The sequence below is a fragment of the Bacillus sp. bc15 genome, from assembly GCF_900142585.1.
Classification (GTDB): Bacteria; Bacillota; Bacilli; order Bacillales; family Bacillaceae_G; genus Bacillus_A; species Bacillus_A cereus.
Genome location: NZ_FRBJ01000002.1, coordinates 63,373 through 85,809 on the forward strand (window position 1 = coordinate 63,373; position 22,437 = coordinate 85,809).

Here is a 22,437-nt window from a genome sequence, read left to right on the forward strand (position 1 = left end):
GGAAATCACGTTTTCTCAATATATAATATTTTATACCCAGCCTCTGAAGCGGCTTGCTTCAGCCATTTTACGAACACCAATCATGTACGCCGCTAAGCGCATATTCACTTTACGAACTTGTGCTGTTTCATAAATAGAATCAAATGATTTTACCATTACTTTTTCTAAACGTTGTTCTACTTCTTCTTCAGTCCAGTAGTAACCTTGGTTATTTTGTACCCACTCAAAGTAAGATACCGTTACACCACCAGCACTTGCTAATACGTCTGGAACAAGTAAAATTCCGCGATCTGTTAAAATTTTAGTCGCTTCTAATGTTGTTGGACCATTTGCAGCTTCAACAACGATTTTCGCTTTAATATCATTAGCATTTTCTTCTGTAATTTGGTTCTCAATTGCAGCTGGAACTAAAATATCGCAATCAAGCTCTAACAATTCTTTGTTTGAAATTGTATTGTTAAATAGCTTTGTTACTGTACCGAAGCTATCACGACGGTCTAATAAATAATCAATATCTAATCCGTTTGGATCATGTAAAGCGCCGTAAGCATCTGAGATTGCAATAACTTTCGCACCTGCATCATGCATAAATTTAGCTAAGAAGCTACCAGCATTACCGAACCCTTGAACAACAACGCGTGCACCCTTAATATCAATGCCACGTTTTTTCGCAGCTTCGCGAATACAAATTGTTACACCTTTCGCAGTTGCTGTTTCACGTCCATGTGATCCACCTAATACAAGCGGTTTACCTGTAATAAATCCTGGTGAATTAAATTCATCAATACGGCTATACTCATCCATCATCCATGCCATAATTTGAGAGTTTGTGAATACATCTGGAGCTGGAATATCTTTCGTCGGACCTACGATTTGGCTAATTGCTCGTACATAACCGCGGCTTAATCTTTCTAACTCACGGAATGACATTTCACGTGGATCACAGATAATTCCACCCTTACCTCCACCATATGGTAAATCAACAATACCACATTTTAAACTCATCCAGATTGAAAGTGCTTTCACTTCATTTTCTGTTACATTCGGATGGAAGCGAATTCCACCTTTCGTTGGACCAACAGCATCATTATGTTGTGCACGATATCCTGTAAATATTTTAACAGTCCCGTCATCCATACGAACTGGTATTTTCACTGTCATCATACGAATTGGTTCTTTTAATAATTCATATACTTCGTTTGGATAACCCAATTTTTCTAACGCTTCACTAATAACAATTTGTGTTGAATTCAATAGTTCAAAATGTTGTTCCCTTTGTTGTTGTGTTTTTGTTTGAGTTCCCTTTTCGGCTACCATAGTAAGTAAACCCCCTGTAATTTCACTTGTTTAGTAAACCTTCATTGCCTAGTATACACCCTTAAATTTGGAATGCAATAGAAAACGCTAACAAATATATACAAACTATTTTCTGTTGCAAGCGTTTTCACTATTATTATAGTCCTTTTATTACTTTTAGAAAAGTAAAATACTTAAATATTTAAATATTTTTTATTTTCCTCAGCGACACTCCCATAAAACTGCATATTTTATTTTCAAAAAGTATGTTCGCGTATTTACTATCATCCCTTCCCTTATCCAAATAAAAACAAAACCTCAGCTATGTTGTATTAGCTGAGGTTTTGTTTTTTCACAAAGTAATTGTGTATTTGTTCTATCGCGTTAAAATCCATTAATTCTTTACCGTACTCCATGATGCGATAAATAGTTGCTGTAGACGGATTGCCGTATTCCGCTAAAATAGCTATAAAATCCGCTTTTAACAATTGAATTTGTTCCTCTTCTTCCACCCAAAGATAGAAGCGCTCATCCCACGTATATAGCTTTCCGCCAGTTACACCAAGGTTATATAAGCGATTCGACAGGTTAATTATGTCATCTAGCGTAGCAAACTCATATAATATATGTTCACTTTCGTCTAGAGTCACTTGCATTTCAATAAACTCGTCACGGAACTCATCATCCGTATCCATTTCTTGATTTTCTTTCGTTACAATTACAACCATCCCTTGTGCTTGTAGAGAAAACACTTCAACTGCAATCGGACCATCTGCTTCAAATCCTAATTCCTTATTTGCTTCTTGCATCATATCACGAAATAATTGCTGTACTTTCGGCGCATTTCTCCATAAATCTTCTTTCGTTAATCCTCGTTCAGATAAATCATCAAATGTTAGAAAAATTTTTATCTTATTGTAATTTAATCGTTCCAGCCTCATCTCATACCCTCCCTACGTAACCAATGCATCTAATTTTTATTATATGAAATAGAAAATAGATGGTTCTTTTCGAACAACTATTCCGACATTTTTAACCATTCATCCCATTCTTCTTTCGTATCACCAATTAAGATTGTTTCAATGTCCAACTGGTTTAGAACGCCTAGCTTTCCGATAAATCCAACAGAAAGAGATTCCTTTTTTTCTTGTAATACATTTATAAAGTTCATCGTCTTTTTCATTTCTAGTTCGTCAGCAAAAGATACAAACACATATTTCGGCTGTATTTCCTCTACCGCTGACAACATACCATCTTCAGCTAAGCTTGTCCTAATATATATCGCCTCATATCCTTTTAAGCGTAAATAAGTTGAAAAAATAAATCCTTTCAATGCATTCTTTTCTAACACAATAACTTTGTGTAAAGAAGAAAACATTGAGGCATTGTGATACACCATCCCTAGACGCGTTTGTAAAAATGATAGTGCATATTGAAATTGCACCATTGAAATCTCATTATTATTTTTTGACGTTAATAATTTGTCTGTCACTCGAAGAACGATACTGGCAACAACCTTTTCTGTTGAATATATACTAAAAGCTTCGTTTAATAATGCAGCAATTGTAATTTCATCAAATTTTAACAAAGCTTGTAGCAAATCGTCCACTAAAACAACTTCTTTATCGAAATGTATCTCTTTTTGAACTGTACTCTGCAAACGATTCTCTTCTAATAACTGAACTGCTTGTCCAATCATCATACCGGAAGAAACTTTTTCCATTAACCATTTTAAAATTTGAATATGCTCTTCTGTATATAAACGATGCCCAGCTTGATTCCGCTTTGGGGAAATAATTTGATATCGTCTTTCCCATGCGCGAAGCGTACTCGGCTGAACTCCAATTATATTTGAAACAGCTTTTATATTATATTTTCCACTAAGAGTTGGCATCATTTCCCTCCGCACAATGTAATAATATGTGTTTGAGCAGGAGCTCGGAAACGAAGTGGTATCAATGTTGTTCCGTACCCATTACTAACAAAGAGAATCGTATTCAAATGGTTATATACGCCACCTTTTAAATATTTTTTAGATGGGAATAATCGGATTTGTCCTCCATGCGTATGTCCACTTAATACAAGTGAAATCTGTTCATTTCCAGACATCTTTTTTATTATATCGGGGTTGTGACTAACTAAGATACGAAAACCATCTTCTTTACAATCCGCCAATGCCAAATCTAAACGATCACGGTGCAATCCAACATCATCTATACCGAGCAAACAAATTTTCTCGCCTAATTCAGACTCAAATACCACTCTTGTATTATCTAAAACTTTTACGTTATTTTCTAATAATAAAGCATCTAATTCATGATATTCTATCTCATAATCATTGTTTCCCCACACAAAATATACAGGAGCTATCTCTCTTAACTTTTGAATATTGGCAGAGATTTTTGATAAAGAGACTCCTTTCTCTGCTAAATCTCCTCCGATAATTACGAGATCTACTTTTCCTTTTACTTGTTCAATTAACAAATTCGAAATGGCTCTTCTATGAATATCAGAAATAAAAAACACATTTACTTTTTGAAAACTTTTCGGAAATTCTTTAAATACTAAAGTATGTTCCAACACTGTATTACGCATCGCTTCTTTATACATCACAAGAAGTAATAAAATCCCCATTCCTATGAGAGTACTGAATAATATAATCCATATCATATTTTTTACTCCCCTCATCATAAAGATAACCCTAGGCTTTTATAACAAACTGCGTTCGCCTAATTCACTAACTCTCTTGCTTTGTGGACTTATCTTTTATCGGAATTTTTAATTCTTGACCTGCACTCACTTCATCTTCTTGCAAGTTATTATACTTTTTAATTACTTCAACCCCATTTTCATCTGAAAAATATTGCTTCGCTATACTTTCTAAAGTTTCTCCCTCTTTCACAGTATGCGTTATCGCTTTTTCAGACTGTTTCTGCGACTCAGATTTAGCTGAATCAAAGAAGATTACTTCAAACGCACTTTTCCCGGCATTATTACTATCGCCCTTCACCTGAATATATTTATCCGTATACCACAAAATACTAATCGGCAGCAGAATGAATAGAAATGTTAAAACCCGAACGAAAATATGATTTATTTTAAACTTTTGTTTTTTCTCTTTATTTCTATGAATTTCACTACGCGGCGGTAAACTTTCTTTTTCTTCTACTCGCTCAACTTCTAATTCCTCTTCAAAATCAGGAATTCGTTTCCTCATGTTGTTCACCACCACCTTCCATTTATTTTCTTAATTGGAGTCCCATTATAAAATCAACAAGAAAGTGTGCAAAGATTGTTATAAACAAATTCCCTGTCCATTCAAATACATAACCAAAGACAAAACTAATGAAACAGACGAAACAAAACAAAAATGGCTTTGTTATATAACGAATATGTAACACTGCAAATACGCAACTCGCAATTACAATTCCAAAATGAGTCTGCACTACACCTCTAAATAAAAATTCTTCTGCAAAACCGATTACGAACGTAATAATGAGTAAATGCAGAACCGACATTCCTCGAAACATCTTATCGTTAATACCACCATCATCAAACCAAGACTCTGGAAACACTCGTATTGCAACATAATCTAATAACACAATACCAATCGCTAACAAACCACCTATAATAAGTATAGATACTGGTTCCCATCTCCATAAATTAAACACTTCTTTTACATCTTGAAATAATATATATGCTAGTAAACAGCCAATACCGATAATAATTAACTGTGTTATATATAGATTCAGCCTTATTTCCTGCGGACTCATATCTTCAACATTATGCCTTTGAATGTTCATCATTCCCCCATCTTTTCTAGGCCGAAAAGCTTTTGTAACTCTGTTTCCCAATTATAGTCGAAATCCGATTGTTGCGCTCGTCTTTTTTTATAATCTTCTTTTGTAATACCACAATAATCACAGCAATTATTTAACTCTTTCTCTTTCCTATAACCGAACTGTTGCAACACATATTCACGTCTACATCCTTTAACTCGTATCCATGACTTCATATTTTCTAGCTCACTATATTTATTACGCAACCTTATCTCTACTTCAGCTATTAATCGGTTCATAATTTCATCTGACAAACTCTCTAATAATAATCTTCGTTGTTGTATAATTCCAACCTGTTCGAGATGATAACGAACGAAACGCCAATATTGCTCATTAAATCTTGCTGCATTATAACAAATTTCTTCTACATCTTCTATTGGTAATTCTTTCGTTTGAAACATTCTTTCTTGTAGTAAAGAAAATAAAAATTGTATTTGCGACTTACTTGGCAATTCATCCTCAATGATTGAAATTGGTAAATCATGATCCAACGGACTACACAATAAAATAGCTATACTCGGTTCGCCATCTCTTCCAGCTCTTCCGATTTCTTGTAAGTAAGAAGCTATATTAGTTGGATAATGAAAATGAATAATATATTGCGTATTCGCCTTATTTACCCCCATACCAAATGCACTTGTACATATTACAAGCTGCAATTGATCGTTCATAAACTGTTGTTGAATTAACATACGCTCTTCATGTTCCATACCACCATGATAAAAAGCTACACCAGTAACACCTTTTCCTCTCAAGTATTCCGTTAACCTTTCTGTCCACGCTCTACTTGAACAATATACAATTCCCGGCCCTTGTAAATACATCACCTGCTCCAAAAGCGCCTCTTTCTTTTCTTCTATCGTCTCTACAAATTGCACCTCCATTGCAATATTAGGACGGTCAATAGAGTATACATGTTCCGCGGCACCCTTTAAATTTAAACTGTCTGCGATATCTTGTAGTACCCCTTTTGTCGCTGTGGCTGTCAATGCTAATACTGTAGGAGAACCAATATTTTCAATAACTACATTTAGTTTCTTATAGTCCGGTCTAAAATCATAACCCCATTGAGAAATACAATGAGCCTCATCAACAACAAATAATGAAATATGAATTTTCTTCAATTCCCTAATTAATAACTCCGACTGTAACATCTCTGGTGAAACAAAAATAAATTTATATGAAGATAATTTTTTCATCGCTTCTCTTTTTTCATTTAATGTCCGAAAACTATTAAATGCTATCACTCGGTTTTTCACAACATACTTTAATTGTGTCACTTGATCTTCCATTAAAGATAATAACGGTGATACAACAAGCACTGTTCCTTCTCGCATAAGCCCCGGAAACTGATAGCACATAGATTTCCCTCTTCCAGTCGGAAGCATTGCTATCACATCTTTTCCTTCTAATAAATCTGTAATAACTCCTTTTTGACCTGGACGAAATTCAGAATATCCAAACCACTTATATAAATATTCTTCAAGTTTCATTTACACCCTCCATCCGCGCTAATACAAGACGAACTTCAAAATAAGAGATATCTTCTCCAACCGCTTGTTTCAAAACACGTAACTTCCGCGTTTGTAATGCTTCAATTACTTTTATTACTTTGTCTATCTTTTCTTTTTCCATAAACATTTCAATAGAAAAATCTTTTTCTCGCAAAGCAATTTCAACAAAATGATCTTCTATCGTTGCAACCTTTAAATTCCGAATCGTCGCTATTTCTTCTAAAGAACGCCCTTGTCTCCAAAAATTATATGTTTTTTTCGTGGATAAACTAAATAATTCAGCTCTCTCATTTGGATAAGATATAATTTCAGCTAATAGTGGAAATTCATTTTCTTTATCACGAACTTCTTGTATAAAGAAATGCATTGTACCCCAAAATAAAAAATACACCCTGAATATATCTTGTTTCGTAATTTCTGCTAATTGTTGCAATGTACAACCAATACGTTCATAGCCCGTTAGTCGATATGTTACAATCGTCGCTTCTATCGCATTACTCTTTTCCAAAAGATTATGTACTTCCGTCCATAGTTTCCTCGCCAACTCACTTCTTTTATATGGCCTTCCTGTTAGAAAACGTTTTACCCACATCATTATTTCTGTATCTTGTTGAATTGGGATAAACTTCGTATTATTCTGTTGTAAATTTGATATGGTTTGAATAATCAATGATAATCTTTTCCAAAATGTTTCACCTAATTCACCATAATGTAAACCATGCAAATGTGCTGGAAAAGCATAAACTTCCTCCCATTTATGTAACTGCATTTTACCCGTAGGTGTTAACACATATGTATTTTCATGTATTTCTTGAATAAAATCCGCTTGCAACAACTTTACAACTTCACCATCATAGTCATTTCTATTTAATGATTTATATATTCCGAATAAAAAAGAAATCCGGAACATATTTCCATCTTGTAAAGTTTGCGAAGAACGTTTGCCCTTTAGTAAATAATAAATAGAAGAAACGGTTCTTTCACCATTCAATTGTTTTAAACAATGCAACAAAGTATATTGTATTTGCATGACCGCTTCCACCTTCCAATCTTAACTTCATTCTTTTCAGTACAATTACACTATCTACTGTCGCTCATTAAACTTATCATATAAGAACTATATACTTGTATATATTCTATTGTATCAAACGAAATCACATTTACGTATTTTGAAAATCTTATGACATAATTCAAAAATAAGTTGACACTCTAATTGATAAGCATTATCATTATAATTTTATGTTGAAAAGTTTCACAAACCGTTTTACAATAAGGTTATAATTTTTATGGCGAGCTTTTCACATACATATTATCAGGAGGGAAAAAAGATGGCAAAATATACAATCGTTGATAAAGATACTTGTATTGCATGTGGTGCTTGTGGCGCTGCTGCACCAGACATTTATGACTATGATGATGAAGGTATTGCATTTGTAACATTAGACGATAACCAAGGTATCGTTGAAATTCCAGATGTATTAATTGAAGATATGATGGATGCATTCGAAGGCTGTCCAACTGACTCAATTAAAGTTGCTGACGAATCATTCGACGGAGACGCTTTAAAATTCGAATAGTCTTTTATTAACTTCAAAAAACGCCCCTCATATTGATGAGGGGCGTTTTTTGTATCTAAATTTTATTTTCCTTAATAAAAAACCATTAGTAGTTCCACACTACTAATGGTTTTAATATATATTATGCATTTTTCATTTTTGCAAACACCCATACTTTCAGGCGTGAGAATAATGCTACAAATACAATTGTTACAACAATTCCTTTAATTAAATTAAATGGTAAGATTGCCGTTACAACCGTTGTTCTGATAGCTTCGCTAGACATAGCCGGTGAATTTAAAAACCAAGTGTAAGCCGGGAATATGATGATGTAGTTTAATACACTCATAATAAGTGCCATTGTAATTGTCCCTAGCATTAATCCTGTCGTTAAACTCTTCACAGTACGATACTTTCTAAATAAGAAAGCTGCTGGTCCAATAAATAAACATCCTGCAATAAAGTTTGCAATTTCTCCAACTGGTACTCCTGTTAAACTTCCTTGAATCCCGTAATGTAAAATGTTCTTTATCGCCTCTACAATCACTCCTGCTACTGGTCCAAAGATAATTGCTGCAATTAGAGCTGGTACATCACTAAAATCAATTTTCAAAAATGGCGGAAGCCCTGGGAACGGGAAATCCAACATCATTAGTAAATATGCAATACTACTTAGCATCGCTACACTCACCATCTGCACTACACTGTTTTTTTGTTTCATCTTTCTCTCTCCTTTTCCATCGATCATCTCATGGAAAGTGGAAAGGTTCTGCTATGCCTATTTTTTCATAGAACGAAAAAACCCTTTGTGTTTTACACAAAGGGAGAATTTAAGGCACATCAAACAGACGTTCAAATCCATATCTTTTTTGAACGCTTGAACCTCCATCTTCTCCCATCCAGACTATACTGTCGGCTTTGGAATCACACCAAATCCTGCCTTAACGGCTCGCGGGCTTAGAACAAAATCATAAATAGTTCATCACCGCCGGTCGGGATTTTCACCCTGCCCCGAAGATAGACCGATATTCTATTTTCCCCTTCATTATACAACAACCTCATAACATTGTGAACTAAAAAATTGTAACTTATTTAAAATTAGTTATTTATTTTTCGTAACAACAAATGAATTGCGAAATATTTTACAATACAATCCATATTTTTTATTATTCGGCATTTCTCTTTTGAATTACCTAGTCATATATAATTAAAAGTGATAAGATATTGAATTGTTAAGATAAGAACATTTTCTGAGTTATGGAGGAAATGTCATGAAAAAAGAAAAGAGACATTCTATTCGAGAAGCAATGAAAAAAAACTTAAGAAAAGAATACTTTTACTTAAAAAAAGAATTACTTTTCTACTGCCCAATTGATTTAGGCACATTCTCAAACGAGACATACTATGCTACTTTCGATGAAGATGGCATCAGTATTTATCAGTATGATAAGAAAACAGAAAGTAAATTAAAATTGTGTGAGCGTCATCCGTGGAAGAGTTGGAGTAAAGTGAAGATTGATCACTATTTGACAACTTCTCAATTTATTTTTCAGGGTGAGCGAAATTGGATCTTATCTCTTTTTCAAAAAGGAAAAGAAGCTCAAAAAATTATTGAAGAGCATACATCTTTACAAACAGAAGTTGTTTCCCGCTCTTTCTTAAAAAAACTTCCTGGCTTTCGTTCTAATACACCACTGAATAAATACATCGGTAGCATTTGTTACACTGCACTTATTGCATTTTTATTAAAATGGATGATTCCATTTCAAGCACCACAAATCGCCCTGTATTCTATTTCGATTGGTTGTATGCTTCTTGGCCTACTTTGTTTGACAATCGGTTTAATTGAACCGACTATCGTACTGTTTCGAACAAAAGAGAAAACAAGAACAAAAGTTTTTTACTTATATAGCTATTTAGCTATTTCTGGATTTATATGTGTCTTTATTTTTTGGTAAAAGAAACCGTCCCAAAATAAATTTTGGGACGGTTTTCTTTTAAATATAGATACTCTAATTCACTCAATACTTCTAGGAGAAGCGCCCATATAATTTCATTTACATTGAACCTTATTTAAGAATATTCAAAGTTTAATTTTTGAGACGTTGCCTTTACTTAACATATAATTGTTGATTAGGATAAATTAGCTCTTGCTGCAATCCATTTTTTTCTTTAATTTCCTTAAGTGTCATACTAAATTTCCGTGCAATACTAACTAAAGTATCCCCTTTTTGTACGACATATAATGATGAAGAAACAACTTCATTTCTTTGTTCACTTAAAACAAGCAATGGGTTCATCGCATTCTTTTTCGCCATCGTCCATCTTCCTTGATGAAGTTCTAGATGTAAGTGTGCACCTCGCGATTCTCCCGTGTTCCCTACTTCTCCAATTTTTTCTCCTTTTGAAATATAATCCCCTTGAACTACATATCTCTTATTTAAATGTGCATACACAGCCTCATATTCTCCATGTTTAATAAATATAACGTTTCCATAACTACTTGAATAATAAGACTTTGTTACCTTCCCTTCTTGAATAGCTGACACAGGCGTGCCGATCGGTGCCGCTATATCTATACCGTAGTGTTTTCCGTGTCTTGTCCCAAAATAATCACTTATCTGTCCTTCAACAGGCCATGCCCATTGATTTCCCTCTGCGTACACATGTAATTGAGATAAAAACAGTACTGTCAATAACATAACGCCGTATTTTAAAACTTTCATATACATCCTCCGTTTTCTAATTACCACCATACCTTCTCTATTTTGGTATATTACAGAAAAAAGTATACAAAAAAGAAAGTGAATCACTCCACTTCCTTCTCTTTCTTATCACGAAAAACGATTGCACTGCGATTATACTCTACATCTTTTACTTGTAATCGAGCGTTTATTACTCTAGCTACTGCAAATAAATAGTCAGATAATCTATTTACATACTTTAGAACAACTTCATTTATTTTTCCTTCTTTTTGTAAGGACACGATACATCGTTCTGCTCGCCTTACAACTGTACGTGCAATATGAATAGCAGCTGCCGACTCGCTTCCACCTGGTAAAATAAAGCGCTCTAGCGGCGGTGCTTCTTCTATATACGAATCAATCCTACTTTCTAAGTTTTCGACCATTTCAATTTTTACTTTATAAGGTATCTTCTCACCTACTATCGCCAAGTCTCCCCCGCAATCAAATAGTTCATGTTGAATCGTTTCAAGTTCATTGTAAATATCTCCGAAAGGCCCGCCTTGTAGTTTAGTCATTGCATATCCGATATGAGAATTCGCCTCGTCTATTGTTCCATACGCTTCCACACGGATATCATCTTTATCAACCCTACCACCTATTACACTTGTCGTTCCTTTATCTCCTGTTTTTGTATATAATTTCATTTCTTCACAGCACCTCTCTTGTTATTCTTTATTCGAGCAACATAGAAAAAAGTTCTACCATTCTTTATTTAATTGAGTTTACAAAAAAATAAAAAACAGCAGAACTTTATTCATTATCAACTTTAAAAACGTATATCTAAATTATACGATTCGGTAAATAGACAGAGAATGTAGTTCCTTCTCCAACAACACTTGATACAGAAATTTTACCATCATGGCCTTGAACAATATTTTTCGCAATCGCAAGCCCGAGTCCTGTTCCACCTTTTTTTCCACGTGTTCTTGCTTTATCAGCTTTATAGAAACGATCAAATAAAAATGGAATATCTTCTTCTGGAATACCAACGCCCGAATCTTGTACTTCAAAAATGAGACCATTATTTTTCGTATCAATTACAAGTGTTACATGTCCGCCTGCGTTCGTATGACGTATTGCGTTATCAATTAAATTCGTCAATACTTGTTCCATACGATCTGCATCAAACGGGTATTGTTCAATTGGATTTTTGAAATCAACTGTTAGTTCAACTTCTTTATCCTTTGCAATCCCTTGGAATTTACGACCAATTTTTTCAACAAACGGATGTATGTCCACTTCACCTATATGTAACTCTACATTACCACTTTCCATGCGTGCTAAATCTAATAATTCATTTACAAGTTTACCTAAACGAACGGATTCATCATAAATGATTTGAACAAACTCATTAATTTCTTCTTTCGTTTGCACAATATCATCTAAAATTGCTTCACTATACCCTTGCAGCATGACCATCGGTGTACGAAGTTCATGCGATACATTCGCAATAAAGTCTTGACGCATCTTTTCAAGACGACGTTCTTCCGTCATATCTCGCAGTACTGCTACAGCCCCGCGAATTTTCGTTTGATTGTAGAGCGGCGTCATAAGAACTACATAGTTCCCTTTTTGTAAATTAATTTCAACAACTTGTTGTTGTTCGCTTTCTACAACGAGATGGAATAGTTCAACAAGTTCAGAAGGCAGTTTTTTACTGAGCTCTATCTCTTTTTCTTCTTGCCAAACTTGTAAGAAATGTTCAGCCGGCGGATTGATTACTACAACTTCACCTTCTTGATTTAATGTAATAACCCCATCTGCCATACTACTCAAAATACTTGCTAACTGTTCTTTCTCTTGCTGCAGGGCATTCATATTAAACTTCAACTGTTTCCCCATTTGATTTAAGGCCGTTGCAAGCTCACCAATCTCGTCCTGAGATACCATAGGGGCTTTCGCATCAAACTTCCCACGCGACACTTCAAAAGCAACCTCACGCATTTTACGAAGTGGTGCTGTAATTCGAGTAGATAAGAAGAATGCAAAGAAAGTTGTTAATATAATCGCAATCCCTGCTGATAAGAATATAAAATCAGTCGTTCTTTCCATACCTTGTATCGGCACTTGTAAAGATTCGTATACAAACACTGCACTTTGATTTTTTGATTGCACTGGTTTTCCGACAATCATAATATCATTTTCAGTATTTTTATTTTTTCTACTATTAGAGGCTTTTCTAATGTTATTCTTAATTTCTTTTTTGTCTGTAAACACAGCCGCTAATTCTTTATCTTCTTTTAAGTCATCCATTGTAAGAGTGACTAAGCCTTCTTGTTTCGGTGAAGAAGAGATTTCTTTACCATCTTCTACAATAATAATCCTTGAAAGTGGATCAGAGAATTTGTAAGCGATATTCTCAATCGTTTTTACATCGGCACCTTCTTCAATTAACTCTGAAACACTTGTTGCGACTTTTTGAAGCCTAGCTTCACTCATATCAACATAATACGTTCTAAAAAACTGTGAAAGTAAAATCGCAACAAATCCAAGAACAAACGAAACGAGAAGTAATATGGTCATCCATAACTTCCCTACTACACTTCTCCAAAGCATCAGTCGTTCACAACCTCAAATTTGTAACCTACACCCCAAACAGTAACAATCATTTTCGCTGCATCTGGTGATTTTTTGCTTAACTTCTCACGTAAACGCTTTACATGTGTATCAACTGTACGTAAATCTCCGAAGAATTCATATTGCCATACTTCTTTTAACAGTTGCTCACGATCGAATACTTTATCAGGAGCTTTCGCTAAAAATAATAGTAACTCATATTCTTTCGGCGTTAAGTTTACTTCATTACCATCTGCAGTAACACGGTGTGCATCGTTGTCAATTGTTAAGTGCGGGAATACAGTAACATCTTTTGTCGTTGTATCTTGTGTAAAGAATGTTGTTGGTACAGCACGACGTAATACCGCTTTCACACGTAGCACGACCTCACGTGGACTAAATGGCTTTACAATATAATCATCTGTTCCAACTTCAAATCCTTGTACTCTATTTACTTCTTCACCTTTTGCTGTCAGCATAATAATTGGTGTCGCTTTCTTCTCACGAACCCCTTTACATACTTCAATGCCATCTTTACCAGGCATCATAAGATCTAATAAGATTAAATCGTAATCATTTTGTAACGCCATTTCTAAAGCTGTATCACCATTATCTGCTTCTTCAATTGTGTATTGTTCTCTTTCTAAGTACATTTTCAATAAACGACGAATACGATCCTCATCATCTACAATTAAAATTCTTGATTCATTTTCCATCTCTACCCGCTGCGTACTCTCACTTCAGCGGTTCACACCTACCCTTCTTTACTATTATGTTGCGCTATTCTCGTTTATTTAAGCAATCTTCTAAATGTTTCACTTCCCATATTATGCTTCACAAGAATAATAAATTTTGTTCAATTTTTTTCCAAAACTATGTATTTTTTTTGAACAGTATATAATGTCCTCGACATCATTTTACAAAATCAACCGCTACTTTGTCATGTTTTTCTCAAAAAAGAAGAAAAGTTGACAAAAATAAAATAGGAAAGTGACATGCACTCTCCTATTTTATTTCTCTATGCATATGAATGTAAACCGGCAATAATTAAGTTTACTACAATAAAGTTAAACATAATAATTGCAAAACCAATTACTGCAAGCCAAGCTGATTTCTCTCCATGCCACCCTTTAGATAATCGTAAATGTAGTACTGCAGCATAAAAGAGCCACGTTATAAGTGCCCAAACCTCTTTCGGATCCCAGCCCCAAAAACGCGTCCACGCTATTTGAGCCCAAATCATTGCAAAAATTAACGCTCCTAATGTGAAAACTGGGAATCCAATTGCAATAGATCGATATCCGATTTCATCTAGTAAATCACTATTCGTATTCTTTACTAACGGCTGAAGTGCTGCCGATACTCGCTTCCGTAAAACAAGTCTTAATACAATATAAAGTAATGTTCCAACTAACACTGACCAAATAACAGTATTTAATTTCTTCGCATTTACAATCGCTGGAACTTCAACTGCCGGTTCTAATTTATTTTCTGTCAGTAACTTCCCTTCATGCGGTCCAACTAAAGCCGGAAGATTGTACTTCATTTCCAGTTGCTGTTCATTTTTATCAACCCATTGAAACTTCGCTTCATATTTCATACTAGAAAATACCGTTGTTACTCCAATAAATCCAACTGTACAAACAAGTGTAAATACTACCGTCTCTAGCCAAAATGTCCGTTTACTTCTCGTTGATTGATCTACATTTTTTAATAAATACATAACGCCCGTAATAAAACTAATCGCTAAAATTGCTTGTCCTGCTGCTGCAGTCGTCACGTGAATATGTAACCAATTACTTTTTAAAGATGGAATAAGCGGAGATATTTCCCTCGGAAACATACTTGCATAGGCAATTAATAAAAGCGCAACTGGTAATGCAAATAGTCCAATTATACTTACACGGTACATAAAATACATTACAATAAATGCTCCTACAAGCATCATGCCGAAAAATGTACCGAATTCAAAAAAGTTACTAACTGGTGCATGCCCTGATGCGATCCACCTTGTAACAAAATATACTGTTTGTGCTATAAACCCTAAAATTGTAATTGTTATTCCTACATTTGCCCATTTATGACCCTTTTCTTTAATGGCTCCACCAAAAAATAGAGTCGCAATTAAATATAAAATAAATGCGGTAAAGAGAAAGTTACTACTTATTTGCACCATATCGTTTCCCCACCTTAACTAATTTTTTTATCGATTACTTTATCATTTGGCTGTGGAATTGCTGTACCTTCTATTACTCTTTCAATATCTTTCTTTAAACCGAACCAATTTTTATTCGTATGCCCTGCAATCCACCATTCATCATTAACACGTTGTATCCAAATACGGCGATGATTCCAATACATACCTTGAATGACACCAACCATAAATATAAACCCTCCAATACCGAGAATCCAAAGCGTTAAATCTTTTCTTACAGTAAGTGCTGTTGCATTTTGCATTTCAACACCTGCAAACGACATTTTATATTTGTTGTTTCCATCAGGTTCTATATTTTGCTGAATACCAACAAAACTCACTTCACCATCTGGTGTTTCAGGTGTAAACATTTTAAATACAAATGCAGGATTGTTCGGTAATTTCGTTTTTGTATTTGGTTTTCCATTCTCATCGAAATAAAAATCAGGAAAATAGCTTAATAGTTCTAGAGAATAACCATTTCCTAAATCATATTTTTCCTTAGGATTCGTTAAATCTACTTTAATCGGTCCCCATTTTTGATTATTTTCTTTATTTTGCAAGTTGAAGGACATACTTTTAAATTCACTTTCTTTATAATCCACTTGATACACTGCAAATTGATCAAATTTCAGTGGTTCATTTACTCGAATTTCCGCTTCTTTTACTTTTTCCAACTTTGGTTTTTGCCCTGCTATATTTTCGCCCACAGCTTTATATAATACAGCATTCGTTTGGAAGTTTTTCGCAATCATTTTATCGCCTACACGATCAATCGCTTCCTCAAAAACTTCCTTGTCCTTACTTTTATCATAAACTTCTTTTATAAATTTCTCGTTTTTTAAGTAGTATTGTCCATCCGTCCCTGGTATTTCTTTCGTTTCACCATCACGTAACCAAAGTGCTTCGTCTACGTACATACTCGGTAAAAAACGAAGCATCGCACCGAATAAAAAGATAATAAGACCGATATGATTTACATATGGACCCCAACGCGAGAAGCGTCCCTTTTCTGCTAAAACGTTTCCGTCTTCCACTTTCACGTTATAGTTTCTTTTCTTTAAATTCTTTTGCACTCTTTCCAGGTCACCATCTTTCGGTGTACCAGTCCCATATAATCTCTGTCTCTTTAAAAAGCTAGGATGTCTTTTTACGCCTTGCTTTTTTAAAGCTTTATAAAGTGGAATAACGCGGTCTAAACTACATATCACAAGTGAAATACCGATAGAAGCAATCAAAATCATATACCACCATGAACCGTATAAATTATTAAATCCTAATTGATAGTATAATTGCCCTAAAAATCCGTATTCTTGTTTATAATATTCAGCTGGTGCAATCCCTGGAGTTATGTACATTTCTTGCGGAAAAATAGTTCCTATCGCTGATGCAGCTAAAGTTATTACGATTAGCCATACACCCACTTTTACAGAAGAGAAAAAGCTCCAAATTTTATCGACTATCGTTTTTGTTTGCGTGAGAGATCTCCGTGCACTCCCCTCATAGCGCATATCCAATAGTTTTGCATTTTCATTGCTTTCAAATGGTTTCCCGCAAGCTTCACAAAAAACGGTTCCTATCGGATTAACATGTCCACATTCACATTTAATTTCTTTCAACACTCTCACCGCCCTGTCTCTATATGTACTATTGTATATTCTAACCTCGAGTTACCGCAATACTCAGAATTTTTAAACCAGAGGCACTATAGACACGCACCTCTTATGTAAAGGCTTTCTTTATTACGGAGTAATTTTCTTTAAATACCCTTCTAATTGTTCTTTCGTTTGTTCACCTATAATTTGCTCCACTACTTTTCCATCTTTATCAATCAAAAAGCTTGTCGGTAATGGACCTACTCCATATGTTCCTATAATCTTTTGTCCTTTATCAATAGCAACTGGGAATTTCAAACCATATTGGTTCACAAAGTTCTTTACTGCAATATCCGTTTCATCTGCATCTAACGCTATGATTTCAACGCCTTTTTCTTTATACTTTGGATATAATTCATTCATATAAGGCATTTCTTTTTCACAAGGTTTACACCACGTACCCCAAAAGTTTAAAAATACACCTTTTCCCTTTAAATCTTTTAGTTCAATTTTCTTCCCTTCTAAATCCGTCACAACAAAGTTAGGTGCTTCTTTTCCGATTTGCATTTTCTCTTTATTAGCAAAGAATCCTTGATAAAGGGTAAATCCTACAGCACCACATAAAATGAGTAGAATAATAACGCGAAATAATAAGCGATTTTTCTTCATATTACCTCTCCTCTCCTCGGTAAATGTTATGTATTATCTTCTGTAAATGTTGTATTGAATAAATCACCAGCAGAGCACTCCACTGGTGAATTTTTAACTCTATAGCTTATCTTGGCTTTGTAGAAGCAAGCGCGCGTAATTGTTTCACCTCATGTGGTGTCAATTCTCTCGCATCACCAGGTCGCAGGTTTCCTACTTCTAAGAAAGCATAACGTTCACGTTTTAATTTCACTACTTTACAGTCTAACGCTTCAAACATACGACGTACTTGACGGTTACGTCCTTCATGAATTGTTAATTGTACAATAGCCATTTCTTTACGCTTGTCCCAAGAAATAATTTTCACATGTGCTGGTGCTGTTTTACCGTCTTCTAGTGCAACACCGCGTTCTAACATGCGAATTTTCTCACCTGTTAATGGGCCTTTTATTTTTGCAACATACGTTTTTTCAACTTTATATTTAGGATGCATTAATATATTTGCGAAGTCCCCGTCGTTTGTCATTAATAATACTCCTGACGTATCATAATCTAGACGTCCGATTGGGAATAAACGTTGTGTAATTTCAGGGAAAAAGTCTGTTACAACACTTCTACCTTTATCATCTGATACACTTGAAATTACACCAGTTGGTTTATATAGTAAAAAATAAACAGGTTCTTCTTTTTCAAGAGGGATGTTATTTACTTCTACTTTATCTTGAGGAGTTACTTTTGTTCCTAACTCTTTTACTATTTTTCCGTTAACTTTCACTTTTCCTTGCTGAATTAATTCCTCAGCCTTTCTTCTCGATGCAATACCTGCTTGCGCAATCACTTTTTGTAATCGTTCCATTTCTTTTTTTCACCTCGAATTTATCTTACCTTACATTAGAAAGACTTGGCAACCGCATACGCTTTACGGTTATTCGCTCCATCTCACTTAAACAACATAGCGATGATATTAAACATATAAAGGTCAAATCATGTTTTTATCCTTTATTATTGTCCATATTTTTCATATTTCTCACAATAAAAGTTCATCATTTTGTCAAAAATACCACATAAAAAAACCACTATTAAGCTACACCTTAATAGTGGTCGTATACGTATTATACGCGAAATAGCATAAAAAATGAATAGCTTTACTGAAACAATAGGGAAACAAAGACAATCGAGCAAATAATTCCGATTAAATCTGCAAAAAGACCTACTTTTAATGCATCTCCCATTTTTCTAATACCAACAGCTCCGAAGTATACTGTTAAAATATAAAAAGTCGTATCTGTACTCCCTTGCATCGTAGAAGCTAATCTCCCAATGAATGAGTCTGGCCCATATGTGGCAATTAAATCAGTCGTAATACTTAGACCAGCAGAACCTGAAATAGGGCGTATTAGTGCTAATGGAACGATTTCTGCTGGAACATGAATTAAATCTAGCATTGGCTTCATTACTGATATCATTGCATCTAGCGCACCTGAAGATCGGAATATAGAAATAGAAACAAGCATTCCAACCATAAACGGTAAAATGGAAATTGCAATTTGAATCCCTTCTTTTCCTCCCTCAACGAACGATTCATACGTCGGCACTTTCTTTATCGTGCCATATAAAAGGATAAAACCAATTACACAAGGGATTACCCATAAGGAAATTGTATTTACAATACTCATTTTTTCCGCCCCTTTCTACTCCTTCTTCGGTAAAAATAGCGGTCAATCCAAATCGCTCCAATCATAGAAAGTACTTGTGCAATAAATGTTACCCCAACAATTTCAGTAGGATTGGCTGATTCATACGTCATTCGAATTGAAATGACTGTCGTAGGAATTAATGTAATAGCTGATGTATTTAATGCTAGAAACGTCACCATAGAACGGCTCGCCGAATCCTTTCCTCCATTTAACTCTTTTAGTTGTTCCATCGCTTTAATACCAAGAGGGGTTGCTGCATTACCTAGACCAAAAAAGTTTGCCATCATATTTGATAGAATAAATCCCATGGACGGATGGTCCTTTGGTATTTCTGGAAACAACCTTTTTACTATCGGCATAAAAAGCGAAACTAATTTTTTTAACAATCCGGCTTCCTCTGCAATTTTCATTAAACCAAGCCAAAATACTAAAACACTAATAAGTCCTATACAAATCGTTACTGCATCTTTTGCTCCGTCAAATACAGCCTTATTCACTTCTTCCATCGTTCCATTTATCATGGCGTATACAATCCCAATGACAGCCATCGCTACCCATACGAGATTAACCATCGTTCCCAACACCTATCATGTAAGAAAAAATTTCTTTCACATTATTCCAGTAAAGTCCCGTTGTAGCTACTAACTTCCGTTTACTATAAAATAAATTCCGTTCTCCAACTTTCTCATTGCCAACATAAACATCTGTCTTTCCAACCTTTACTCCATCCTCAAGCGTTATACTTTTATCCAGTTCAACTTTTAATAACACGTTCTTTCTTTCCTCTTCAGTTAACGGCACGGAAAAACTATTTTTCGTATAAACATGGTTGGCATACTTCTTTTCATTTATTTCAGCAATTGCTCCTTGTCCTAAAACTTTCGTTTGCTTGAAACGTTCGAATCCTTTGTCAAATAGATTCATATGATCATCCCAATCACTAGAAGCACTCAAAGTTACGACAATTAAATCTAGTCCATCTTTTGATGCCGTTGTAACAAGCGTTCTTCCTGCTTTCTTCGTAAAGCCTGTTTTTCCTCCTGTTGCAAATTCATAATAAGACGTTACCAACTTATGTTTATTTTTCCACGGGTAATCCCAAGAATCGGATTTATACGTTTTTGTTCCAAAGATTTTTTTAAATGACTCGTTTCCCATTGCATACTTCGTTAATAACGCCATATCGTAAGCCGACGAATAATGTGATCCATCTCCATCTAAACCATGAGGGTTTGAGAAGTGAGTATCTTTCATTCCAATTTCTTTCGCCTTTTCATTCATTAAATATACGAATCCATCTATACTCCCACCCACACTTTCAGCAATTACTTGCGCTGCGTCATTACCAGATCTAAGCATGAGTCCGTATACTAAATCTTCTAACTTCACTTTTTGTCCAGGCTTTAAATAGATTGCTGATCCTTCCACCCTCACCGCTTCATTGCTAACTGACACCATTTCTTTCATCTTCCCTGATTCAGCAGCTAACAAGGCAGTCATAATTTTTGTTATACTAGCAATTTTTTGAGGTTCATGTTCTGCTTTTCCGTATAATACACGACCAGACTGTTGCTCCATTAATACAGCATTTCGAGCACTGACATTGCTGTTCATCTTTGCATATGTAGGAATTGGCATAACGCTTGCGTACATAATAAGAAGCGTAATGATTACACAAATTCGTCTCATATTTCCCCCCACGTCCTTTTGGCACTTTTTGTACAAGTGTATGCTTGGCCTTTTAAAATATGAACGAAATCTTCCTTCTGCTTTCATTAAAAAAGACGCAGAGAATTTGCGTCTAATATGGTGTCCATTCAATTTGTTTCGCAGTTTCAAACCTTTTTTCTACATCAGGCCAATTTACAACATTCCACCAGTTTTTAATATATTCATCTTTTCGATTTTGGTATTGTAAATAATACGCATGTTCCCAGACATCTAGTACAAGGAGTGGTATCGTATCCCATTGTGTAAATAATTGATGAAGTGTACTTTGCAAAATTTCTAACCTTCCAGACCGGGGCACCCAAACGAGAATTGCCCAGCCTGAACCTTCTACTTTAGAGGCCGCTTCTGTAAAATGTTTTTGGAAACGTAAAAAGCTCCCAAAATCTTGTTCGATTTGTTGTGAAAAAGCACCTCTTGGACTTCCACCACCGTCTTTTTTCATGTTATTCCAAAATATCGTGTGTAAGTAATGACCTGACCCATGAAAAGCCGCTTCTCTCTCCCAATGCTTAATTAAATCAAATTGATTTGTTTTTCTCGCTTCTTCCATCATCTTCTCTGCTTTATTTAACCCTTCCACGTAACTCCGATGATGTTTATCATGGTGTAACATCATAATTTCTTTAGAAATATACGGTTCTAACGCATTATACGGATAAGGTAATGGTGGGAGTGTATGTCCTCCAATTGGAACAGCTCGTTCGCTATCCCCTCTTTCATATAATTCATATTCCTCTTCTTCTTGCATAAATACTTCCTGCAAGTGATGCTGAATGTGTTCTACATCATCACTTATTTCATACATAAACTCTGCATCTGTTTCATACTCATGCTCTTTCATACGCTCTAACAACGTCTGAATTTTATAAGCAAGCATATGGACATCATACACTTCCATTGCGCGGCTATCTAATACGTGAAGAACACTTTCACACCAATTTTCTACTTCATGAAAGTAATCTGTAAATACACCTTGCTGATTCATGTTGCACCTCCCTAATGCTATCCACTTAACTATATTCAATGAAAATCCCTTATATAACTGTACAAAAGGAAAAGAAGCT

General features: G+C 34.9%; 23 protein-coding genes and 1 riboswitch. Of the genes, 2 read left to right on the forward strand and 21 right to left on the reverse strand.

Annotation, left to right across the window (positions count from 1 at the left end; all coding sequences use genetic code 11):
• Positions 1 to 30: 30 nt before the first annotated feature.
• From gudB to BUA87_RS10170, 8 genes are all read right to left on the reverse strand, one after another.
• Complete coding sequence (gene gudB, locus BUA87_RS10135; protein ID WP_000225172.1) at positions 31 to 1,317, reverse strand: NAD-specific glutamate dehydrogenase; 1,287 nt, start codon at positions 1,315 to 1,317, stop codon at positions 31 to 33.
• A 311-nt stretch (positions 1,318 to 1,628) separates the two neighbouring features.
• Positions 1,629 to 2,237 carry a genetic competence negative regulator gene (locus BUA87_RS10140; protein ID WP_001235398.1) on the reverse strand — a complete coding sequence of 203 codons (609 nt, stop codon included), beginning with the start codon at positions 2,235 to 2,237 and terminating at the stop codon, positions 1,629 to 1,631.
• A 77-nt stretch (positions 2,238 to 2,314) separates the two neighbouring features.
• Positions 2,315 to 3,190: a MerR family transcriptional regulator gene (locus BUA87_RS10145; RefSeq protein ID WP_016513094.1), complete on the reverse strand. Its 876-nt coding sequence runs from the start codon at positions 3,188 to 3,190 to the stop codon at positions 2,315 to 2,317.
• Entirely contained in the window at positions 3,190 to 3,966 is a 777-nt protein-coding gene (locus BUA87_RS10150) for a metallophosphoesterase (protein ID WP_072939620.1), read from the reverse strand. Before BUA87_RS10150 ends, BUA87_RS10145 begins: the two co-directional genes overlap by 1 nt.
• Positions 3,967 to 4,033: 67 nt before the next feature.
• Positions 4,034 to 4,513: a LysM peptidoglycan-binding domain-containing protein gene (locus BUA87_RS10155; protein WP_001231555.1), complete on the reverse strand. Its 480-nt coding sequence runs from the start codon at positions 4,511 to 4,513 to the stop codon at positions 4,034 to 4,036.
• Positions 4,514 to 4,535: 22 nt separating this feature from the next.
• The gene (locus tag BUA87_RS10160; RefSeq protein WP_072939623.1) at positions 4,536 to 5,099 is read right to left on the reverse strand and encodes a CPBP family intramembrane glutamic endopeptidase; all 564 of its coding nucleotides are present in this window, start codon (positions 5,097 to 5,099) and stop codon (positions 4,536 to 4,538) included.
• Positions 5,099 to 6,628 carry an ATP-dependent DNA helicase RecQ gene (gene recQ, locus BUA87_RS10165; protein WP_000762977.1) on the reverse strand — a complete coding sequence of 510 codons (1,530 nt, stop codon included), beginning with the start codon at positions 6,626 to 6,628 and terminating at the stop codon, positions 5,099 to 5,101. The genes BUA87_RS10160 and recQ overlap by 1 nt, the downstream gene beginning before the upstream one ends.
• The gene (locus BUA87_RS10170; protein ID WP_001167017.1) at positions 6,618 to 7,679 is read right to left on the reverse strand and encodes a YpbB family protein; all 1,062 of its coding nucleotides are present in this window, start codon (positions 7,677 to 7,679) and stop codon (positions 6,618 to 6,620) included. The genes recQ and BUA87_RS10170 overlap by 11 nt, the downstream gene beginning before the upstream one ends.
• Positions 7,680 to 7,977: 298 nt before the next feature.
• Here BUA87_RS10170 and BUA87_RS10175 point away from each other — a divergent pair, with 298 nt between their 5' ends.
• A complete protein-coding gene (locus BUA87_RS10175; RefSeq protein ID WP_001151993.1) occupies positions 7,978 to 8,226 on the forward strand; it encodes a ferredoxin in 249 nt (82 codons plus the stop codon).
• A 121-nt stretch (positions 8,227 to 8,347) separates the two neighbouring features.
• On the opposite strand, the gene BUA87_RS10180 is transcribed toward BUA87_RS10175, so the two are convergent.
• Positions 8,348 to 8,926: an ECF transporter S component gene (locus BUA87_RS10180; RefSeq protein WP_000810856.1), complete on the reverse strand. Its 579-nt coding sequence runs from the start codon at positions 8,924 to 8,926 to the stop codon at positions 8,348 to 8,350.
• A 162-nt stretch (positions 8,927 to 9,088) separates the two neighbouring features.
• A riboswitch (FMN riboswitch) is annotated at positions 9,089 to 9,228 on the reverse strand.
• A 248-nt stretch (positions 9,229 to 9,476) separates the two neighbouring features.
• Here BUA87_RS10180 and BUA87_RS10185 point away from each other — a divergent pair.
• Positions 9,477 to 10,163 (forward strand): hypothetical protein, encoded by a 687-nt coding sequence (locus BUA87_RS10185; RefSeq protein ID WP_000711798.1) that lies wholly within the window; start codon positions 9,477 to 9,479, stop codon positions 10,161 to 10,163.
• 153 nt (positions 10,164 to 10,316) lie between these two features.
• Here BUA87_RS10185 and BUA87_RS10190 read toward each other — a convergent pair whose 3' ends face one another.
• The 12 genes from BUA87_RS10190 to BUA87_RS10245 form a co-directional block, all read right to left on the reverse strand.
• The gene (locus tag BUA87_RS10190; protein WP_000866228.1) at positions 10,317 to 10,931 is read right to left on the reverse strand and encodes a peptidoglycan DD-metalloendopeptidase family protein; all 615 of its coding nucleotides are present in this window, start codon (positions 10,929 to 10,931) and stop codon (positions 10,317 to 10,319) included.
• Positions 10,932 to 11,014: 83 nt separating this feature from the next.
• A complete protein-coding gene (locus tag BUA87_RS10195) occupies positions 11,015 to 11,596 on the reverse strand; it encodes a cob(I)yrinic acid a,c-diamide adenosyltransferase (RefSeq protein ID WP_000781271.1) in 582 nt (193 codons plus the stop codon).
• A gap of 136 nt (positions 11,597 to 11,732) precedes the next feature.
• The gene (gene resE, locus BUA87_RS10200; protein ID WP_000964683.1) at positions 11,733 to 13,508 is read right to left on the reverse strand and encodes a sensor histidine kinase ResE; all 1,776 of its coding nucleotides are present in this window, start codon (positions 13,506 to 13,508) and stop codon (positions 11,733 to 11,735) included.
• Entirely contained in the window at positions 13,508 to 14,224 is a 717-nt protein-coding gene (resD, locus tag BUA87_RS10205; protein ID WP_000426861.1) for a DNA-binding response regulator ResD, read from the reverse strand. Before resD ends, resE begins: the two co-directional genes overlap by 1 nt.
• A 302-nt stretch (positions 14,225 to 14,526) precedes the next feature.
• Positions 14,527 to 15,684 carry a cytochrome c biogenesis protein ResC gene (gene resC / locus BUA87_RS10210; RefSeq protein WP_000250087.1) on the reverse strand — a complete coding sequence of 386 codons (1,158 nt, stop codon included), beginning with the start codon at positions 15,682 to 15,684 and terminating at the stop codon, positions 14,527 to 14,529.
• Positions 15,685 to 15,698: 14 nt separating this feature from the next.
• A complete protein-coding gene (gene resB, locus BUA87_RS10215; protein ID WP_000910517.1) occupies positions 15,699 to 17,324 on the reverse strand; it encodes a cytochrome c biogenesis protein ResB in 1,626 nt (541 codons plus the stop codon).
• 120 nt (positions 17,325 to 17,444) lie between these two features.
• A complete protein-coding gene (gene resA, locus BUA87_RS10220) occupies positions 17,445 to 17,966 on the reverse strand; it encodes a thiol-disulfide oxidoreductase ResA (protein WP_000742194.1) in 522 nt (173 codons plus the stop codon).
• Between the two features lie 106 nt (positions 17,967 to 18,072).
• Entirely contained in the window at positions 18,073 to 18,801 is a 729-nt protein-coding gene (gene rluB / locus BUA87_RS10225) for a 23S rRNA pseudouridine(2605) synthase RluB (protein ID WP_072939627.1), read from the reverse strand.
• A gap of 289 nt (positions 18,802 to 19,090) precedes the next feature.
• On the reverse strand, positions 19,091 to 19,621 hold the full coding sequence (gene spmB / locus BUA87_RS10230) for a spore maturation protein SpmB (RefSeq protein ID WP_000029514.1): 531 nt from the start codon (positions 19,619 to 19,621) through the stop codon (positions 19,091 to 19,093).
• On the reverse strand, positions 19,618 to 20,214 hold the full coding sequence (gene spmA / locus BUA87_RS10235; protein WP_000247810.1) for a spore maturation protein SpmA: 597 nt from the start codon (positions 20,212 to 20,214) through the stop codon (positions 19,618 to 19,620). The genes spmB and spmA overlap by 4 nt, the downstream gene beginning before the upstream one ends.
• A complete protein-coding gene (locus BUA87_RS10240; protein ID WP_001252626.1) occupies positions 20,207 to 21,331 on the reverse strand; it encodes a D-alanyl-D-alanine carboxypeptidase family protein in 1,125 nt (374 codons plus the stop codon). Before BUA87_RS10240 ends, spmA begins: the two co-directional genes overlap by 8 nt.
• Before the next feature lie 112 nt (positions 21,332 to 21,443).
• The gene (locus tag BUA87_RS10245; protein ID WP_001075742.1) at positions 21,444 to 22,358 is read right to left on the reverse strand and encodes a superoxide dismutase; all 915 of its coding nucleotides are present in this window, start codon (positions 22,356 to 22,358) and stop codon (positions 21,444 to 21,446) included.
• Positions 22,359 to 22,437 lie beyond the last annotated feature (79 nt).

Coding starts and splice junctions, on each gene's coding strand:
- BUA87_RS10150 (WP_072939620.1), bottom strand. CDS start 3,966: ATGATATGGATTATATTATTCAGTACTCTCATAGGAATGGGGATTTTA.
- spmB (WP_000029514.1), bottom strand. CDS start 19,621: ATGAGTATTGTAAATACAATTTCCTTATGGGTAATCCCTTGTGTAATT.
- BUA87_RS10170 (WP_001167017.1), bottom strand. CDS start 7,679: ATGCAAATACAATATACTTTGTTGCATTGTTTAAAACAATTGAATGGT.
- BUA87_RS10195 (WP_000781271.1), bottom strand. CDS start 11,596: ATGAAATTATATACAAAAACAGGAGATAAAGGAACGACAAGTGTAATA.
- resE (WP_000964683.1), bottom strand. CDS start 13,508: ATGCTTTGGAGAAGTGTAGTAGGGAAGTTATGGATGACCATATTACTT.
- BUA87_RS10185 (WP_000711798.1), top strand. CDS start 9,477: ATGAAAAAAGAAAAGAGACATTCTATTCGAGAAGCAATGAAAAAAAAC.
- BUA87_RS10160 (WP_072939623.1), bottom strand. CDS start 5,099: ATGAACATTCAAAGGCATAATGTTGAAGATATGAGTCCGCAGGAAATA.
- spmA (WP_000247810.1), bottom strand. CDS start 20,214: ATGGTTAATCTCGTATGGGTAGCGATGGCTGTCATTGGGATTGTATAC.
- BUA87_RS10245 (WP_001075742.1), bottom strand. CDS start 22,358: ATGAATCAGCAAGGTGTATTTACAGATTACTTTCATGAAGTAGAAAAT.
- resC (WP_000250087.1), bottom strand. CDS start 15,684: ATGGTGCAAATAAGTAGTAACTTTCTCTTTACCGCATTTATTTTATAT.
- BUA87_RS10155 (WP_001231555.1), bottom strand. CDS start 4,513: ATGAGGAAACGAATTCCTGATTTTGAAGAGGAATTAGAAGTTGAGCGA.
- resD (WP_000426861.1), bottom strand. CDS start 14,224: ATGGAAAATGAATCAAGAATTTTAATTGTAGATGATGAGGATCGTATT.
- resA (WP_000742194.1), bottom strand. CDS start 17,966: ATGAAGAAAAATCGCTTATTATTTCGCGTTATTATTCTACTCATTTTA.
- BUA87_RS10190 (WP_000866228.1), bottom strand. CDS start 10,931: ATGAAAGTTTTAAAATACGGCGTTATGTTATTGACAGTACTGTTTTTA.
- BUA87_RS10240 (WP_001252626.1), bottom strand. CDS start 21,331: ATGAGACGAATTTGTGTAATCATTACGCTTCTTATTATGTACGCAAGC.
- recQ (WP_000762977.1), bottom strand. CDS start 6,628: ATGAAACTTGAAGAATATTTATATAAGTGGTTTGGATATTCTGAATTT.
- BUA87_RS10180 (WP_000810856.1), bottom strand. CDS start 8,926: ATGAAACAAAAAAACAGTGTAGTGCAGATGGTGAGTGTAGCGATGCTA.
- BUA87_RS10145 (WP_016513094.1), bottom strand. CDS start 3,190: ATGCCAACTCTTAGTGGAAAATATAATATAAAAGCTGTTTCAAATATA.
- rluB (WP_072939627.1), bottom strand. CDS start 18,801: ATGGAACGATTACAAAAAGTGATTGCGCAAGCAGGTATTGCATCGAGA.
- gudB (WP_000225172.1), bottom strand. CDS start 1,317: ATGGTAGCCGAAAAGGGAACTCAAACAAAAACACAACAACAAAGGGAA.
- BUA87_RS10140 (WP_001235398.1), bottom strand. CDS start 2,237: ATGAGGCTGGAACGATTAAATTACAATAAGATAAAAATTTTTCTAACA.
- BUA87_RS10175 (WP_001151993.1), top strand. CDS start 7,978: ATGGCAAAATATACAATCGTTGATAAAGATACTTGTATTGCATGTGGT.